Annotated in this window: 14 protein-coding genes; all 14 read right to left on the bottom strand. The window is 61.7% G+C overall.

Annotated features, from left to right (window positions below; all coding sequences use genetic code 11):
- Positions 1-104 precede the first annotated feature (104 nt).
- Entirely contained in the window at positions 105-812 is a 708-nt protein-coding gene (gene ispD, locus QQL85_RS02810) for a 2-C-methyl-D-erythritol 4-phosphate cytidylyltransferase (RefSeq protein ID WP_284355098.1), read from the bottom strand.
- Positions 809-1,090, bottom strand: coding sequence for a cell division protein FtsB (ftsB, locus tag QQL85_RS02805; RefSeq protein ID WP_016712918.1), 282 nt, complete (start codon positions 1,088-1,090; stop codon positions 809-811). The genes ispD and ftsB overlap by 4 nt, the downstream gene beginning before the upstream one ends.
- Positions 1,091-1,258: 168 nt before the next feature.
- Complete coding sequence (gene eno, locus QQL85_RS02800; protein WP_016485223.1) at positions 1,259-2,548, bottom strand: phosphopyruvate hydratase; 1,290 nt, start codon at positions 2,546-2,548, stop codon at positions 1,259-1,261.
- A gap of 152 nt (positions 2,549-2,700) precedes the next feature.
- Positions 2,701-3,546 (bottom strand): 3-deoxy-8-phosphooctulonate synthase, encoded by an 846-nt coding sequence (gene kdsA, locus QQL85_RS02795; RefSeq protein WP_284355097.1) that lies wholly within the window; start codon positions 3,544-3,546, stop codon positions 2,701-2,703.
- A 3-nt stretch (positions 3,547-3,549) separates the two neighbouring features.
- Positions 3,550-5,178, bottom strand: a complete 1,629-nt coding sequence (locus QQL85_RS02790; RefSeq protein WP_284355096.1) for a CTP synthase — start codon at positions 5,176-5,178, stop codon at positions 3,550-3,552.
- Between the two features lie 268 nt (positions 5,179-5,446).
- Entirely contained in the window at positions 5,447-6,730 is a 1,284-nt protein-coding gene (gene tilS, locus QQL85_RS02785; protein ID WP_284355095.1) for a tRNA lysidine(34) synthetase TilS, read from the bottom strand.
- Between the two features lie 146 nt (positions 6,731-6,876).
- Positions 6,877-7,824, bottom strand: coding sequence for an acetyl-CoA carboxylase carboxyltransferase subunit alpha (locus QQL85_RS02780; protein ID WP_284355094.1), 948 nt, complete (start codon positions 7,822-7,824; stop codon positions 6,877-6,879).
- A 107-nt stretch (positions 7,825-7,931) separates the two neighbouring features.
- A complete protein-coding gene (dnaE, locus tag QQL85_RS02775) occupies positions 7,932-11,456 on the bottom strand; it encodes a DNA polymerase III subunit alpha (RefSeq protein ID WP_284355093.1) in 3,525 nt (1,174 codons plus the stop codon).
- A gap of 187 nt (positions 11,457-11,643) precedes the next feature.
- Positions 11,644-12,267, bottom strand: coding sequence for a ribonuclease HII (rnhB, locus tag QQL85_RS02770; RefSeq protein WP_284355092.1), 624 nt, complete (start codon positions 12,265-12,267; stop codon positions 11,644-11,646).
- Position 12,268: 1 nt separating this feature from the next.
- Positions 12,269-13,396 carry a lipid-A-disaccharide synthase gene (lpxB, locus tag QQL85_RS02765; protein WP_284355091.1) on the bottom strand — a complete coding sequence of 376 codons (1,128 nt, stop codon included), beginning with the start codon at positions 13,394-13,396 and terminating at the stop codon, positions 12,269-12,271.
- 1 nt (position 13,397) lies between these two features.
- Positions 13,398-14,174: an acyl-ACP--UDP-N-acetylglucosamine O-acyltransferase gene (lpxA, locus tag QQL85_RS02760; RefSeq protein ID WP_284355090.1), complete on the bottom strand. Its 777-nt coding sequence runs from the start codon at positions 14,172-14,174 to the stop codon at positions 13,398-13,400.
- Entirely contained in the window at positions 14,171-14,611 is a 441-nt protein-coding gene (fabZ, locus tag QQL85_RS02755; protein WP_284355089.1) for a 3-hydroxyacyl-ACP dehydratase FabZ, read from the bottom strand. The genes lpxA and fabZ overlap by 4 nt, the downstream gene beginning before the upstream one ends.
- Positions 14,612-14,725: 114 nt before the next feature.
- On the bottom strand, positions 14,726-15,781 hold the full coding sequence (gene lpxD / locus QQL85_RS02750) for a UDP-3-O-(3-hydroxymyristoyl)glucosamine N-acyltransferase (protein ID WP_284355088.1): 1,056 nt from the start codon (positions 15,779-15,781) through the stop codon (positions 14,726-14,728).
- Position 15,782: 1 nt separating this feature from the next.
- Positions 15,783-16,286 (bottom strand): OmpH family outer membrane protein, encoded by a 504-nt coding sequence (locus QQL85_RS02745; protein WP_012270843.1) that lies wholly within the window; start codon positions 16,284-16,286, stop codon positions 15,783-15,785.
- Positions 16,287-16,314 lie beyond the last annotated feature (28 nt).

The following is a 16,314-nucleotide window of genomic DNA, read 5'->3' as shown; positions in this document are numbered from 1 at the left end:
TCGCGGGCAAGCCCGCTCCCACAGGTCATGCGCAGATCTTGAGGCTGGCGCCGTACCTGTGGGAGCGGGCTTGCCCGCGAAGAAGCCAGCACCGGTTTGAGCCTTCAGCGGCGCCCAGCCCAGCGCTGGCGCAACCACTCCAGGTCTTCCGGCCGGGTCACCTTGATGTTGTCACTACGCCCTTCGACCAGCCGTGGCGCCTGGCCAGACCACTCGATGGCAGAAGCTTCATCGGTAACCACCACATCCGACACCAGGCACTCGGCCAACGCCCGGTGCAGTGCCCCAAGCCGAAACATCTGCGGCGTGTATGCCTGCCAGATGGTGCTGCGGTCCACGGTAGCACTTACCCGGCCGCTGCCATCGGCACGCTTGAGGGTATCGCGCGCCGGTACCGCCAGCAGGCCACCCACCGGGTCGTCCGACAGCTCCGACAACAGCTTGTCCAGGTCGCTGCGCGCCAAATTCGGCCGCGCAGCATCATGCACCAGCACCCAGTCGCTGTCCGAGGCGCCATGTGCATGCAGCAACAGCAAGGCATTGAGCACCGAATCAGCACGCTCGCGTCCGCCCGCTGCGCGCTGGATGCGCGGGTCGCTGGCGCAACGCAGGGCCGGCCAGTACGGGTCATCTTCAGCAATGCTGACCACCACGCCGTTGAGCGCCGGGTGGCCAAGAAAACAGTCGAGGCTGTGCTCGAGAATAGTCTGCCCGGCCAGCTCCAGGTATTGCTTGGGGCGGTCGGCAGCCATGCGGGCACCGACGCCCGCAGCAGGAATCACGGCCCAGAAGGCCGGTAAGGTATCAATCATTTCTGTGGCAACTGGAAGAGGGTTTCGCCCTCTTTGACCATTCCCAATTCGTGGCGAGCCCGCTCTTCAACGGTCTCCATGCCTTTTTTCAGCTCCAGCACTTCGGCATCGAGCACGCGGTTACGCTCAAGCAAGCGCTCGTTCTCGGCATGCTGCTCGTCAATCTGCTGCTTCAGTTCGGTCACTTGCGCCAGGCTGCCATTACCCACCCACAGGCGGTACTGCAGGCCACCCAGCAGCAGGAGCAGAACGAGGAACACCCAATAGGGACTGCGCATCACGTTATCCAGGTTAAAAAGGCTGCCGCGTACTTGTTACTTCGGGGCCTCGAATAGCACAAAGCCTGGCCGAGGCCAGGCTTCGTTGACAGAAACCCGTTGGAATGTAGGAAAGATCAGTACGAACGTTCCTACAACTCCGGCTGCTGTCTTTTTACCATCTCTTGCTTAGCCGCGAAACTCGGCACGACCACGGTATACCGCTTTGGCGCCCAGTTGCTCTTCGATGCGCAGCAGCTGGTTGTATTTGGAAACGCGGTCGGAACGGCACAGCGAACCGGTCTTGATCTGGCCGGCAGCAGTACCCACGGCCAGGTCGGCAATGGTCGAGTCTTCGGTTTCACCCGAACGGTGCGAGATGACTGCGGTGTAGCCGGCAGCCTTGGCCATCTGGATGGCTTCCAGGGTTTCGGTCAGCGAGCCGATCTGGTTGAACTTGATCAGGATCGAGTTACCGATGCCCTTCTCGATGCCTTCCTTGAGGATCTTGGTGTTGGTCACGAACAGGTCGTCGCCCACCAGCTGTACCTTTTCACCGATCTTGTCGGTGAGGATCTTCCAGCCAGCCCAGTCGGACTCGTCCAGACCATCTTCGATCGAGATGATCGGGAAGCGCTCGGTCAGGCCTTTCAGGTACTCGGCGAAACCTTCGGCGTCGAACGACTTGCCTTCGCCGGACAGGTTGTACTTGCCGTCTTCATAGAATTCGGAAGCCGCGCAGTCCAGGGCCAGGGTCACGTCAGTGCCCAGCTTGTAGCCGGCTTTTTCGACCGCTTCAGCGATAGCGCCCAGGGCGTCTTCGTTGGAAGCCAGGTTAGGGGCGAAGCCACCTTCGTCACCCACGGCAGTGTTCAGGCCACGGGCCTTCAGCACGGCTTTGAGGTGGTGGAAGATTTCGGTACCCATGCGCAGGCCGTCGGAGAAGGTCTTGGCGCCAACCGGCTGAACCATGAACTCCTGGATGTCGACGTTGTTGTCGGCGTGCTCGCCACCGTTGATGATGTTCATCATCGGAACCGGCATCGAGTACTGGCCCGGGGTGCCGTTCAGGTTGGCGATGTGCGCGTACAGCGGCAGGTCCTGGTCCTGGGCAGCGGCCTTGGCGGCAGCCAGGGAAACAGCCAGGATGGCGTTGGCGCCCAGCTTGGCCTTGTTCTCGGTACCGTCCAGTTCGATCATGGCGCGGTCCAGAGCCTTCTGGTCGGAAGGGTCCTTGCCCAGCAGCAGCTCACGGATCGGACCGTTGATGTTGCCGACGGCTTTCAGCACGCCCTTGCCCAGGTAACGGCTCTTGTCGCCATCACGCAGCTCCAGCGCTTCGCGCGAGCCGGTGGAAGCACCGGACGGCGCGCACGCGCTGCCGATGATGCCGTTGTCGAGCAGTACATCGGCTTCCACAGTGGGGTTGCCACGCGAATCGAGAACTTCACGACCTTTGATGTCGACGATTTTTGCCATTGTTGTAAGCACTCCAGAATTGACGAAAACAACTTAGCTTAAGAAATTCTTGCCGTTCACCAGGCGGACTTGCAAGGGCAGGCCGGGTGAAGGGAGCCCCTGACCGATTGGTCAGGGGTGGATCGGGCGGTACTTTACCCGAGAAATGAGCTTTACGCGGTTTCTACCGTCGGAAAACTTTTCACTAGGTCGTCCAGTTGCTTGAGCTGGGCCAGGAATGGCTCCAGCTTGTCCAGGCGCAGGGCGCATGGGCCATCGCATTTGGCGTTGTCCGGATCCGGGTGGGCTTCGAGGAACAGGCCGGCCAGGCCTTGGCTCATACCGGCCTTGGCCAGGTCGGTGACCTGGGCACGTCGACCACCGGCGGAATCGGCGCGACCACCCGGCGTCTGCAGGGCGTGGGTCACGTCGAAGAACACCGGGTACTCGAACTGCTTCATGATCCCGAAGCCGAGCATGTCCACCACCAGGTTGTTGTAGCCGAAACTCGAACCGCGCTCACACAGGATGAGCTGGTCGTTACCGGCCTCGACGCACTTGGCGAGGATGTGCTTCATTTCGTGCGGCGCGAGGAACTGCGCCTTCTTGATGTTGATCACAGCGCCGGTCTTGGCCATCGCCACGACCAGGTCGGTCTGGCGCGACAGGAAGGCCGGCAACTGGATGATGTCACACACCTTGGCCACCGGCTCGCACTGGTAGGGCTCGTGCACATCGGTGATCACCGGCACGTTGAAGGTGCGTTTGATCTCTTCGAAGATCTTCAGCCCTTCCTCCATGCCCGGGCCACGGTACGACGTGACCGACGAACGGTTGGCCTTGTCGAAGCTGGCCTTGAACACGTAGGGGATACCGAGCTTCTCGGTAACCCGCACATACGCTTCGCAGACCTTCATTGCCAGGTCACGCGACTCCAGAACGTTCATGCCGCCGAACAGGACGAACGGCTTGTCGTTGGCGATCTCGATGTTTCCGACGCGGATGATCTTCTGGGTCATTGATCAGGCCTTGTTCTTCTGAGCCAGGGCTGCCTTGACGAAACCACTGAACAGCGGGTGGCCGTCACGCGGGGTCGAAGTGAATTCCGGGTGGAACTGGCAAGCGACGAACCATGGGTGGTCCTTGGATTCGACCACTTCCACCAGCGCGCCATCTTCGGAACGACCGGAAACCACCAGGCCGCCGTCAACCAGTTGTGGCAGCAGGTTGTTGTTCACTTCGTAGCGGTGACGGTGACGCTCGGTGATCACGTCCTTGCCGTAGCAATCGTGCACCTTGGAGCCGGCAGCCAGCTGGCAGTCCTGAGCGCCCAGGCGCATGGTGCCGCCCAGGTCGGAAGCCTCGGTACGGGTTTCGACAGCACCGGTGGCATCGGCCCACTCGGTGATCAGGCCGACCACCGGGTGGCCGCTGTTGCGGTCGAACTCGGTGGAGTTGGCGTCTTTCCAACCCATCACGTTACGCGCGAATTCGATCACGGCAACCTGCATGCCCAGGCAGATACCCAGGTATGGCACCTTGTTTTCACGGGCGTATTGCACCGCAGTGATCTTGCCTTCCACACCGCGCAGGCCGAAACCGCCCGGCACCAGGATGGCATCGGCGCCTTCGAGCAGGCTGGTGCCCTGGTTCTCGATGTCTTCCGAATCGATGTAACGCAGGTTGACCTTGGTACGGTTGGTGATGCCGGCGTGGCTCATCGCTTCGATCAGCGATTTGTACGCGTCCAGCAGCTCCATGTACTTGCCGACCATGGCGATGGTCACTTCGTGCTCCGGGTTGAGCTTGGCATCGACCACCTTGTCCCACTCGGACAGGTCGGCACCATTGCACTGCAGGCCGAAGCGCTCGACGACGAAATCGTCCAGGCCCTGTGCATGCAGCACGCCCGGGATCTTGTAGATGGTGTCGACGTCTTCGAGCGAAATCACCGCACGCTCTTCAACGTTGGTGAACAGCGCGATCTTGCGGCGCGACGAGGCATCGACCGGGTGGTCGGAACGGCAGATCAACACGTCAGGCTGCAGGCCGATGGAGCGCAGTTCCTTGACCGAGTGCTGGGTCGGCTTGGTCTTGGTTTCGCCAGCGGTGGCGATGTACGGGACCAGGGTCAGGTGCATCAGCATGGCGCGCTTGGAGCCCACTTCGACACGCAGTTGGCGAATCGCCTCGAGGAACGGCTGCGACTCGATGTCACCCACGGTACCGCCGATTTCCACCAGGGCCACGTCGGCATCGCCGGCGCCCTTGATGATGCGACGCTTGATTTCGTCGGTGATGTGCGGGATGACCTGGATGGTCGCGCCCAGGTAGTCACCCCGACGCTCTTTGCGCAGCACGTGCTCGTAGATGCGGCCGGTGGTGAAGTTGTTGTTCTGGGTCATGGTGGTGCGGATGAACCGCTCGTAGTGGCCCAGGTCGAGGTCGGTCTCGGCGCCATCGTGGGTGACGAACACTTCACCGTGCTGGAACGGGCTCATGGTGCCCGGATCGACGTTGATGTACGGATCCAGCTTGAGCATGGTGACCTTCAGGCCCCGCGCTTCCAGGATGGCCGCCAGGGAAGCCGAGGCAATGCCTTTCCCCAATGAAGAAACAACACCGCCCGTGACGAATATGTAGCGCGTCATGAAAAACCCTAGAAGTCTGCGTTAAGGCGGCCAGCGCCGCCGGAGAAAGCGAAGGAAGGCCGAAGCCCCCGATCACCTGCGTCAATCACAGTGCATCTCAAAAAACTGCCGCGTCTGTACAGACCGGGACATCCCCGGCATGGAGCTCGCTCGTCATTTTCAGAATCAGCCCAGCAAAAAACTGCTTGGTAATCGGCAACCCCTGTGTTTTCGCGGAACCCACAGAAGTTGTATCAAGAAGGGAGGGTAGTCTACCCGAATGTACCCTTCAGCTCAAACCTTGTGCGCTCGTCGGCAACTGCCAGTGCAGTTGGCAATCCGCCGGCCCCCGCCCGGGCAGGTTGGCCACCGCCAGCAGGCGCTCGCCCTGGTACAGCAGCGGCAGGCGCGGGCGCAGGAAATGCGGTACCTGCTGTTCGTTGAGCAGCCGCTTGAGGTCGCGCCGGCCACGGCCGGGCATATCCAGCACTTCGCCGCCCTGGCGGTAGGCAATACGCAACTCACAAAGCGGCTCTGCGACAGCAAGACGCACACTGCCGTTGCCAGGTAGCCGCAGCGGCGTGGCGGGGTTCACCCAAGCCCGTTCACCGACGGGCTGCTGTAGCCAGTCACCGCTCAGCCACCAGATGCGCCCCTGACTGCGCAGCAGTTGCCCATCGGCCAGCCGCCAGACGGGCTGGGCATCCAGGGCAGCATCGCGCAGGTCCACCCAGCCGGCCCAATGGCGGGTGTCCGGCAAGCGGGTGCGACGGCTCAGCCAATACTGCAAGGCATTGCGTTGACGGGCGGGTGACAGCGCTACCAGGGATGCCAGGTCGAGAGAATCCACCCCAGCCCAGGCCATTGGCGCCCCCTCCCCTGCGTGCGCAAGGTCACCTTGGGCAAGCTCATCCAGCAGCCCCAAGGCCTCGCTCAGGTGCTCTGCGGCGCGAGCCAGGCTCTGGCTGGCCTGCGGCCAACGTTGCTGCAAGTGCGGAAACACCTCGCTACGCAGGAAGTTGCGGGCGAAATGTGTGTCGGCGTTTGACGGGTCTTCGATCCATGCCAGCCCATTCACCTGGGCATAGTCCTGCAGGTGCTGGCGTGAACATCCCAGCAAAGGCCTGACCAGACTGCCTTGCCCTAGCGCTCGCTGACCCGGCATCGCTGCCAGCCCTCGCAGGCCGGCGCCGCGCAACAGGCGAAACAGCAGGGTTTCGGCCTGGTCGTCGCGGTGCTGGCCGGTGAACAGGATATCGCCTGGGCCGAGGGCTTGCTTGAAAGCGGCATAGCGGGCGTCGCGGGCGGCCTGTTCAAGGCTGGCACCGGGGGCGACCTGGACGTGGATGACCTGGAGTTCGATGCCAAGGTTGTTGCAGATGGCTTGGCAGTGAGCCGGCCAGGCATCAGCGGCGGACTGCAGACCGTGATGGACGTGGATCGCACTCAGCGGGGGTGAGGCGTGATTGCGAGCGTAGTCGGCCAGCAGGTGCAGGAGGACGGTGGAGTCGAGGCCGCCGGAGAAGGCGATATGCCAGGCGGGGGCATTGAGCCAAGGGGTGAGGTTGATCATGAAGGCCTCACATGGCTTGAAATTGCCGGGGGGGGGCTTTGCACCCCTATCGCCGGCAAGCCAGGCTCCCACAGTGTCCGTGTTGACGCTGATCCTTGTGGGAGCCTGGCTTGCCGGCGATGGGCCGCAAAGCGGCCCCGGGTTTATCAGAGGCCGTAGCTCATCAGGCGCTCGTAACGACGGGCCAGCAACGCGTCGCTGTCGAACTTGCCGAGCATGTCCAGCTGCTGCACCAGGTCGGCGCGGATGCTTTCCGACATCTTGGCCGGGTCACGGTGGGCGCCGCCCAGCGGCTCCTGGATGACCTTGTCGACAATGTTCAGGCTCTTCAGGCGCTCGGCAGTGATGCCCATGGCCTCTGCCGCGTCAGCCGCCTTGTCGGCCGTCTTCCACAGGATCGACGCGCAGCCTTCCGGCGAAATCACCGAGTAGGTGGAGTACTGCAGCATGTTCAGCTGGTCGCAGACACCGATGGCCAGCGCACCACCTGAACCACCTTCACCAATCACGGTGGCGATGATCGGGGTTTTCAGGCGCGCCATCACGCGCAGGTTCCAAGCGATTGCCTCGCTCTGGTTGCGCTCTTCGGCATCGATGCCCGGGTAGGCACCCGGGGTGTCGATGAAGGTCAGGATCGGCATCTTGAAACGCTCGGCCATTTCCATCAGGCGGCAAGCCTTGCGGTAGCCTTCCGGGCGCGGCATGCCGAAGTTGCGGCGTACCTTCTCACGCACTTCACGGCCCTTCTGGTGGCCGATGACCATGACCGGCTTGCCGTCCAGGCGCGCAGTACCCCCCACAATGGCGGCGTCGTCGGAGAAGTGGCGGTCACCGTGCAGCTCTTCGAATTCAGTGAAGATGTGCTCCAGGTAGTCCAAGGTGTAAGGACGACGTGGATGACGGGCCAGGCGGGCGATCTGCCAGCTGGTCAGGTTGCCGAAGATGCTTTCGGTCAGGGTGCTGCTCTTGTCTTGCAGACGGGCAATTTCATCGCTGATATTCAGCGAGTTGTCGTTGCCTACCAGGCGCAGGCCTTCGATCTTGGCTTGCAGGTCGGCAATCGGCTGTTCGAAATCGAGAAAATTCGGGTTCATAGTCATCCGTCTTGGGTCTACGGCCAGGCGGCCGGCCGGTTGATCCGTTTGGCGCCCTACCTTAAGGGATCAGGCGCATTCAGGTCGAGATTAAATTTTTTGTCGATTCAACGATATTGCAGGAAGACGTTCTCACGCCCGAACTGGTCACGCAGCGCCTGAATCAGCCCGTCGGCCGGGTCGATCGACCACTGATCACCGAACTGCAGCATGGCCTTGGCGTCGCTGCCGGTGTACTCCAGGGTGATCGGGCAAGCACCGCGATGGCGGGTAATCAGCTCACCCAGCCACTTCAGCCGGTCGCCCTTGAGCGCTTCGTGCGCCACCTTCAGGCGCAGGCTTTCGGCCAGCTTGGTGCGCGCATCTTCCATGGTCATCACCTGCTTCACCCGCAGGCGCAGGCCACCCGAAAAGTCGTCGTTACTGACCTCGCCCTCCACCACCACCATGGCATCGTTCTGCAGCAAAGACTGTGCCGCCATGAAAGAGTCGGCGAACAGGGAAGCCTCGATGCGCCCGGAGCGATCATCCAGGGTGACGAAGCCCATCTTGTCGCCCTTCTTGTTCTTCATCACCCGCAACGCAATGATCATGCCGGCGATGGTCTGGGTTTCGCGCGACGGTTTGAGGTCGATGATGCGCTGGCGGGCGAAGCGGCGGATCTCGCTCTCGTACTCGTCGATCGGGTGACCGGTGAGGTACAGGCCAAGGGTGTCCTTCTCGCCCTTCAGGCGCTCCTTGAGCGTCAGCTCGCGCACCTTGCGGTGGTTGGCATAGACATCGACTTCAGCCGCGTCGAACATGCTGCCAAACAGGTCGACATGGCCGCTGTCAGCCGTATGGGCCGCCTGTTCGGCAGCCTTGATAGCCTCACCCAGCGCCGAAAGCAAGGTTGCACGGTTGATGTCGATATTGGCGTGATACGCCTTGATCTCGTCATGGAAGTGCGGGCCCAAGCGGTCCAGCGCGCCGCTGCGCACCAGCGCATCGAGGGTACGTTTGTTGACCCGCTTGAGGTCGATACGGTCACAGAAATCGAACAGGTCCTTGAACGGACCACCCTGAGCGCGGGCCTCGACAATCGCCTCTACCGGGCCTTCACCCACGCCCTTGATAGCGCCCAGGCCATACACAATACGGCCATCGTTGTTGACGGTGAACTTGAAGTCGGAGAAGTTCACATCCGGCGCGTCGAGGCGCAGCTTCATGCTGCGCACCTCTTCGACCAGCACCACCACCTTGTCGGTGTTGTGCATATCCGCCGACAGCACCGCCGCCATGAACGGCGCCGGGAAATGGGTTTTCAGCCAGGCTGTCTGGTACGACACCAGGCCATAGGCGGCGGAGTGGGATTTGTTGAAGCCATAGCCGGCGAACTTCTCTACCAGGTCGAAGATGTTACCCGCGAGATCCGCATCGATACTGTTAGCCACGCAACCTTCGATGAAACCACCGCGCTGCTTGGCCATTTCCTCGGGTTTTTTCTTACCCATCGCCCGACGGAGCATGTCGGCGCCACCCAGGGTATAGCCCGCCATGACCTGGGCAATCTGCATCACCTGTTCCTGGTACAGGATAATGCCGTAGGTCGGTGCCAGTACCGGCTTGAGGCCTTCGTACTGGTAGTCGGCGTGCGGGTAGGCCAGTTCGGCGCGGCCGTGCTTGCGGTTGATGAAGTCATCCACCATGCCCGACTGCAGCGGGCCCGGGCGGAACAGTGCCACCAGTGCGATCAAGTCTTCCAGGCAGTCGGGTTTGAGCTTCTTGATCAGCTCCTTCATGCCGCGCGATTCAAGCTGGAATACCGCGGTGGTTTCGGCCTTCTGCAACAGCTCGTAAGTCTTGCGGTCATCCAGCGGGATGAAGTCGATGTTGAGATCAGGCAGGTTCTTCTTGGCCTGCTCGCGGTTGATGATCTCCATCGCCCACTTGATGATGGTCAGGGTACGCAGGCCGAGGAAGTCGAACTTGACCAGGCCGGCGGCCTCGACATCGTCCTTGTCGAACTGGGTTACCAGGCCGCCGCCCTCCTCGTCACAGGCGATCGGTGAAAAATCGGTGAGCTTGGTCGGCGCGATAACCACACCACCCGCGTGCTTGCCGGTCCCCCGGGTGACGCCTTCCAGCTTCAGCGCCATGTCCCAGATTTCGCGGGCGTCCTCGTCGCCCTTGAGGAAATCACGCAGGATTTCTTCCTGCTCGTACGCCTTCTCCAGGGTCATGCCCACTTCGAACGGGATCATCTTGGACAGGCGGTCGGCCAGGCCGTAGGACTTACCCTGCACCCGCGCCACGTCGCGCACCACCGCCTTGGCGGCCATGGTACCGAACGTGATGATCTGGCTGACCGCGTTGCGGCCATAGGCCTCGGCCACATAGTCGATGACCCGGTCACGGCCGTCCATGCAGAAGTCGACGTCGAAGTCGGGCATGGAAACACGTTCAGGGTTGAGGAAGCGCTCGAACAGCAGGTCGTAGGCCAGCGGGTCGAGGTCAGTGATCTTCAGTACATAGGCCACCAGCGAGCCGGCACCCGACCCCCGGCCCGGGCCAACCGGCACGTCGTTGTTCTTGGCCCACTTGATGAAGTCCATCACGATCAGGAAGTAACCGGGGAAGCCCATCTGGATGATGATGTCCAGCTCGAACTTCAGGCGGTCCAGGTACACCTGGCGCTTCTCTTCGTAATTGGGCGTGGTCTCTTTCGGCCACAGCACAGCCAGGCGCTCTTCCAGGCCTTCGTGGGACACATACCGCAGGTAGTCGTCGATACCCATGCCGTTTGGCGTAGGGAAGTCGGGCAGGAAGTACTTGCCCAGCTGTACCTGGATATTGCAGCGCTTGGCAATTTCGACGGTGTTGGCGATGGCGTCGGGCAGATCGCTGAACAGCTCGGCCATTTCGTCGGCCGACTTCAGGTACTGCTGGTCGCTGTAGCCACGCGGACGGCGCGGGTCGTCGAGGGTCCAGCCTTCACCAATGCACACACGCGTTTCGTGAGCGTCGAAGTCGGACTGTTTAAGGAAACGCACGTCGTTGGTGGCCACCAGCGGGGCGCCGAGCTTGTCGGCCAACGCCACCGCAGCGTGCACATATTCTTCATCGCGGGCCCGGTTGGTGCGCTGCACTTCAACGTAGAAGCGCTCGGGGAACATGCCCATCCAGTCTTGCAGCAGGGCCTGGGCTTCATCGTCCCGGCCAGTCAGCAAGGCCATGCCGATGTCGCCTTCCTTGCCCGCAGAAAGGGCAATAAGGCCGTCGCTCGCCGGGGCGATCCATTCACGCTGCAGGATGACCAGGCCATTGCGCTGGCCATCGGTCCAGCCGCGCGAGATCAATTCGGTGAGGTTACGGTAACCCTTGGGGTCCATGGCCAGGAAGCAGATACGCGACAGCGGGGCCTCCGGGTCGGCGCCGGCCAACCACAGGTCGGCGCCGCAGATCGGCTTGATGCCGGCGCCCATGGCGGTCTTGTAGAACTTCACCAGCGAGCACATGTTGCTCTGGTCGGTGATTGCCACCGCCGGCATGTTCATCCCCGCCAGCGCCTTGGCCAACGGCTTGACCCGCACCAGGCCGTCGACCAGCGAGAATTCGGAATGGACGCGCAGGTGAACGAAGGGAACCGACATGGAAGATCCTGTAGCAGTGCTGAACGACAAGGGCGGGATTGTAGCTTAATTGGGCATGGGTTTTGGGGCTGCATCGCAGCCCTTCGCGGGCAAGCCCGCTCCCACAGGGATATCATCGCCCTGAGGAACAACACTATACCTGTGGGAGCGGGCTTGCCCGCGAAGGGCCGCAAAGCGGCCCCAGTGGTCAGATCAGGGAATCGATGACGCCTTCACATGCGTCCCAGGCAGCCCGCACCGGGGCAAAGGAACGCCGATGAATGGGCGTTGGCCCAAGGCGCGCCAACGCCTCAAGGTGCACCGGCGTCGGGTACCCCTTGTGCCCACCAATGCCATACCCCGGATAGATAAGCTCGAAGGCGCTCATCTCCCGGTCTCGGGTCACCTTGGCCAGGATCGAAGCCGCCGCGATAGCCGGCACCTGGCTATCGCCCTTGACCACCGGCGAGGCCGGTACAGCCAACTTCGGGCAGCGGTTGCCATCGATCAGGGCCAGTTTCGGCGTGATGTGCAAGCCTTCCACCGCACGCTGCATGGCCAGCATGGTTGCCTGCAGAATGTTCAGCCGGTCGATTTCTTCGACTTCGGCCCGAGCGATACAAAAGCTGAGGGCCTTTTCACGGATTTCGTCGAACAGAGCCTCGCGCTTGGCTTCGGTGAGCTTCTTCGAATCGTTCAGACCGAGAATCGGGCGCGCAGGATCAAGAATCACCGCCGCCGTCACCACCGCGCCGCACAGCGGGCCACGGCCCACTTCGTCAACGCCGGCGACCAGGTCTTCGACCAGGTTGAAGTCCAGTCCAATTTGCATGTCAGCGGTCCTTGAGCAAGGCCAGTACCGCCTCAGCCGCCTGGTTGGAGGCGTCACGGCGCAGGGTGCGGTGAATTTCGTCGAAACGTTCGGTCTGCTGGCTGCCATCGCGTACAAGCGGCGCAAGGGTGCTGGCCAAGGCTTCGCTGGTGGCGGCATCCTGCAACAGTTCGGGCACCAGCTCGCGCTGGGCCAGCAGGTTGGGCAATGACACGTAAGGGCTCTTCACCAGGCGCTTGAGGATCCAGTAGGTCAACGGCGCAAGGCGGTAGGCCACCACCATTGGCCGCTTGTACAACAGCGCTTCAAGGGTGGCGGTGCCCGATGCGATCAGCACTGCATCACAGGCCGCCAAGGCCTGATGCGACTGGCCGTCGAGCAGGGTCAGTGGCAGTTGCCGCCCTTCGAGCATCTGCTCGACCTGGGCCCGTCGCGAGGCGTTGGCGCAAGGCAGCACGAAGCGCACGCCAGGCACCTGCTGGCACAGGCGCTCGGCGGCATCAAGGAACAAGGCCCCCAGGCGCCCTACTTCGCCCCCGCGGCTGCCCGGCATCAACGCCACCACCGGCCCCTCGCCCAGGCCCAGCGCAGCGCGCGCAGCCGGGCGATCGGCTTCAAGCGGGATTGTGTCGGCCAACGGATGGCCGACAAAGCGCACCGGCACGCCTTGTTCTTCGTAGAACCGCGCCTCGAACGGCAGCAACGTCAGCATCAGGTCGCAGCCTTCACGAATCTTCAGCACACGCTTCTGCCGCCAAGCCCACACTGACGGGCTGACATAGTGCACGGTCTTGATTCCGACCTGGCGCAGTTTCAGTTCGATGTTGAGGGTGAAATCAGGGGCATCGATACCGATGAATACATCGGGTTTTTCGTCGATAAGGGTCTGGATCAACAGCTTGCGGCGCTTGAGCAACTCACGCAGGCGCCCCAGAACCTCAACCAGCCCCATGACGGCCAAGCGTTCCATGGGGAAATAGGATTGCAGGCCTTCGGCTTCCATCAAGGGGCCGCCAACGCCGATGAACCGTACGTCGGGGTGGCGTGCTTTCAGGGCACGCATCAAGCCTGAACCAAGAATATCGCCGCTGGCCTCACCTGCGACCAGCGCTACGCAAAGCTGGGCCATATCAGCGGGTGATGCCGCGGGCAGAATTCACGATCGACTGACGGAACAGCTCGACCTCTGGGTGTTGCGCGGCCGGCTCGGCCAGCTCCTTGAGCGCGTCTTCGACGGTCAGGCCCTGGCGGTAGACAATTTTGTAGCAACGGCGCAGTACATGGATGACATCATCACTGAAACCCCGGCGGCGCATGCCCTCGAAGTTCATGCTGCGGGCTTCGGCCGGGCTGCCGAACACGGTAACAAAGGCCGGAACATCCTTGCCAATCGCCGTACCCATGCCCGAAAACGCGTGGGCACCGATATGGCAGTACTGATGCACCAGGGTGTAGCCGGACAGGATCGCCCAGTCACCCACATGCACATGGCCGGCCAGCGCCGTGTTGTTGACCAGGATACAGTGGTTGCCAATGACGCTGTCGTGGCCGATGTGGGCATAGGCCATGATCAGATTGTGGTCACCCACGGTGGTTTCCGCGCGGTCCTGAACGGTACCTCGGTGAATGGTCACCCCTTCGCGGATCACATTGTGATCGCCGATCACCAGGCGCGTCGGCTCACCTTTGTACTTGAGGTCCGGGGTATCTTCACCGATCGAAGAAAACTGAAAGATACGGTTGTGCCTACCGATGCGGGTCGGGCCTTTGAGCACAACATGCGGGCCGATAACGGTGCCCTCCCCGATTTCCACATCGGGGCCAACGATCGACCAAGGGCCGACCTCGACGCCATCAGCCAGTTTGGCCGACGGATCGATAATGGCCCGAGGATCAATCGAATTCATAGGGACTGTTCCGCACAGGTGATCTGCGCCGAGCAAACCGGCTTGCCGTCGACCAGGGCACGGCACTCGAACTTCCAGATCATGCTCTTGCGGCTCAGGAACTTGGCTTCCAACACCAACTGGTCACCCGGCAGTACCGGCTGACGGAAACGCAGCTTGTCGGAACCGACGAAGTAGTACAGGGTGCCATCGGCCGGCTTGGCGTCAAGCATCTTGAAACCGAGGATGCCGGCCGCCTGGGCCATGGCTTCGATGATCAGAACGCCCGGCATGATCGGGTGCGCCGGGAAATGGCCATTGAAAAACGGCTCGTTGATGCTGACATTCTTGTAGGCACGAATGCTCTTGGCCTCGAAGTCCAGATCCGTCACACGGTCCACCAGCAGGAACGGGTAACGGTGAGGCAGGTATTCGCGAATCTCGTTGATGTCCATCATTTCGGGGGGGAAGCCTGTAATAAGAATAGGGAGCGCAGGTGCTGACCACACGCTCCTTTTGCAATCCAAAGAGGAGCCAGCTAGCGACTGTTCACTCTTGCTCAGGGAATGGTATCAGCCTTCTGATGTCGGCAGGCCACCTGAGGTCACGGTATCGACGCGTTTTTCCAGCTGCTGAAGACGCTTGGCCATGTCATCGAGCTGACGGATACGCGCAGCGCTCTTGCGCCAGTCAGCCAAAGGCTGCATGGCTGTGCCGGAAGAATAGGAACCGGGTTCAGTGATCGAACGGGTTACCATTGTCATCCCGGAAACAAATACGTTATCGCAAATATCAATGTGCCCAACCAGGCCTACGCCGCCGGCCAGCATGCAATGCTTGCCGATGCGCGTACTGCCGGAAATGCCCACGCAAGCGGCCATGGCCGTGTGGTCACCGATCTGCACGTTGTGAGCGATCTGGATCTGGTTGTCGAGCTTGACCCCGTCACCGATCCGCGTGTCGGACAGCGCACCACGGTCGACGGCAGTATTGACGCCGATTTCCACGTCATCACCAATGGTGACGCCGCCAATCTGGGCGATCTTGCGCCAGATGCCCTTCTCATTGGCAAAGCCGAAGCCTTCGCCGCCGATCACAGCACCCGACTGGATGACCACTCGCTTGCCGATGGTGACGTCGTGATACAACGTCACCCGCGGCGCCAGCCAGCCGCCTTCACCTACAACGCAACGCGCACCGATAAAGCAATGTGCGCCGATGCTGACATCAGCCTCGATGCACGCACCGCTTTCGATAACCGCGAACGGCCCGATGCTGGCGCTGGCGTGCACCTGCGCGCCCTCAGCCACCACGGCGCTGGGATGGATTCCCGCCACAGCCTTGGGTTTGGGGTCGAACAGGTGGGAAATACGCGCATACGCCTGGTACGGGTCGGCCACGATCAGGGCATTGCCAGCGAAGCTTTCGGCATCCGCAGCCTTGAGCAATACCGCACCCGCCTGGCAGTTATCCAGGTACTTGCGGTACTGCGGGTTGGCGAGGAAGCTCAATTGACCGGGGCCTGCCTCCTGCAAGGTGGCCAGCCCGGTAATCTGCAGCGCCTCGGGCCCCTTGAGGGTGGCACCGAGGGCCTCGGCCAGCTGGCCTAGCGTCATGGTCACACTCATATCAACGGGCTTGGTTCATGCGCTCGATGACCTGGCGGGTGATGTCGTACTGAGGTTTGACATCGATGACCGCGCCACGCTCGAGGACCAGGTCGAAGCCGCCCTTCTTGATCACTTCCTCGACGGCGCCATCCAGCTTCGGCTTCAGCTGCTTGAGCATGTCGCGATCGGCAACGGCTTTGGCTTCGTTCAGTTCCTTGGACTGGAACTGGAAGTCACGGGCCTTTTGCTTGAACTCGAGCTCCAGGCGCTCACGCTCCTGCTGCTGCATCTTGTCGCCGCCCTTGATCAGGCGGTCCTGAATGCCCTTGGCGCTGCTTTCCAGGCTTTTCAGCTTGGTCAGTTGCGGGCCGAACTTCTTCTCGGCATCAACTGCGTACTTCTTGGCGGCATCCGATTCGAGCAGGGCCATCTGATAGTTCAGCACGGCTACCTTCATTTCGGCGAATGCCGGGGTGGCGACCAGCGCCGCGGCCACTACGGCCAGTTGAGCCAATTTACGCACGATGCACTCCTGGATAAACCGTTGTCAT

This window comes from Pseudomonas putida (assembly GCF_030159595.1).
Classification (GTDB): Bacteria; Pseudomonadota; Gammaproteobacteria; order Pseudomonadales; family Pseudomonadaceae; genus Aquipseudomonas; species Aquipseudomonas putida_AC.
Note: the sequence above shows the minus strand (reverse complement) of the source record. Positions and strands in the feature narration are given on the sequence as shown.